Source organism: Candidatus Planktophila sp. (assembly GCF_040402315.1).
In the GTDB taxonomy this organism is placed as follows: Bacteria; Actinomycetota; Actinomycetes; order Nanopelagicales; family Nanopelagicaceae; genus Planktophila.
The window spans coordinates 1-1,671 of sequence record NZ_JBBAMU010000051.1 but is presented as its reverse complement, the minus strand read 5'-3'; the positions used below and the strand labels follow the sequence as shown (position 1 = coordinate 1,671).

The following is a 1,671-nucleotide window of genomic DNA, read 5'->3' as shown; positions in this document are numbered from 1 at the left end:
CTGGATATGCGTATGGGTGGACATATTGTGCAGGGGCATGTCGATGGTGTGGCCACCGTCGTTGCCCACACACCCGGTGAAAAATGGGCGCAGTTAGATCTCACGGTTCCAGCAGAATTAATGAGGTATGTAGTTGCCCAAGGCTCGATCACACTCGATGGTGTTTCACTCACCGTGGGCGCACTCGATGATGCCACTAATAGCGTGAGCGTCTGGCTGATTCCAGAGACGCTCGCCAAGACAAACTTGTCCGCAACGAAAGCTGGCGGACTAGTGAACGTGGAAGTAGATGTTTTGGCCAAGTATGTCGAGCGACTACTCAAGAAAGGTGTTGCCGGTGGAAATTAACTTTGCAGATAGCCTAGATCGATTTAGACGCGGTGAGATGATCATTGTTATAGATGATCACGAGCGCGAAAATGAGGGCGACCTCATTATGTTGGCCGAGTATGCAACGGCTGAGAAAACTGCCTTCATGGTGCGCCATACAACTGGCATTCTCTGTGTTGCAATTACGAGCGAGCAAGCGCGTCGTTTGCACCTTCCTTATATGGTCGAACAGAACCAAGATGTGCGAAAGACCGCCTTTACCGTCTCAGTTGATCTGGCCCAAGGAATCACTACTGGAGTAAGTGCGCAAGAGCGCACCGCAACAATTCGCGCACTGGGTAGCGCCAGATCGCTCCCAACAGATTTCATTCGCCCCGGACATATTTTTCCACTGATTGCGCACAGCCAAGGGCTGGCTTCACGTAAGGGACATACCGAAGCCGGTGTGGCACTTGCCGAACTCACCGGCTCTTATCCGGCGGCGCTGCTCTCAGAGATTGTGGCAGCAGATGGTTCGATGGCGCGCGGCCAAGAGCTACTTGATTTTGCACATGAGCACCAGATTCCAATCGTTTCGATTGCCGATATCTATGAGTACCAGATCAAGTTAGAACATGTGCCAACGCTGGTGAACTATCCGGCTTATGTTTTTGAATGGGTCAAGGTTCAGTTGCGAAACGCTGAGTGGGATATTGCAACTTATCCATCGCTAAAACACCGTGAACAAGTAGTGATGCGCTTTGGCCGAGAAGATAAGGTGCCGATGGTGCGCATTCACTCGGAATGCTTCACCGGTGATGTGGTGCACTCACAGCGCTGTGATTGTGGGCAACAGCTTGATGCCGCAATTGCTGCCATTGAAGCCTATGGCTGCGGATACATTATCTATATGCGCGATCACGAAGGTCGCGGCATTGGCCTGACTGAAAAACTTAAGTCCTATACCTTGCAAGATCAGGGGCTGGACACAGTCGATGCCAATTTAGAGTTGGGCCATGTCATCGATTCTCGTGATTGGTCGGAGGCAATAGCCATCTTAAAAAACCTCAAGGTGAACTCAGTGAAGTTACTGACTAATAACCCAGAGAAGATAGCTGCGGTCACGGCAAGTGCAATCACCTGCGAGCAGGTCTCCCTTGCCATTGAAAGCAATGAATATAACGAGAAGTACCTATCTACTAAGCGCGATCGGCTTGGACATAGGCGCACCCAAGGGAGTAAATAAATGGCCGGACCAGCACCTGCAATCACAGTTCCACAACTGCCTAAGGCAAAGGTAGCCATCATCTCTTCCTCCTGGCATCTAGATATTTGTAGTGATCTAGTTGCTGGTGCCACCCG

Annotated in this window: 2 protein-coding genes; both read left to right on the top strand. The window is 50.8% G+C overall.

Annotated features, from left to right (window positions below; all coding sequences use genetic code 11):
* Nucleotides 1-348 (top strand): riboflavin synthase (locus tag AC9UEP_RS05815; protein WP_509545019.1); only part of this gene is annotated, 348 nt, incomplete at its 5' end.
* On the top strand, nt 338-1,555 hold the full coding sequence (gene ribB, locus AC9UEP_RS05810) for a 3,4-dihydroxy-2-butanone-4-phosphate synthase (RefSeq protein WP_509545016.1): 1,218 nt from the start codon (nt 338-340) through the stop codon (nt 1,553-1,555). The genes AC9UEP_RS05815 and ribB, both read left to right, overlap by 11 nt.
* Nucleotides 1,556-1,671 lie beyond the last annotated feature (116 nt).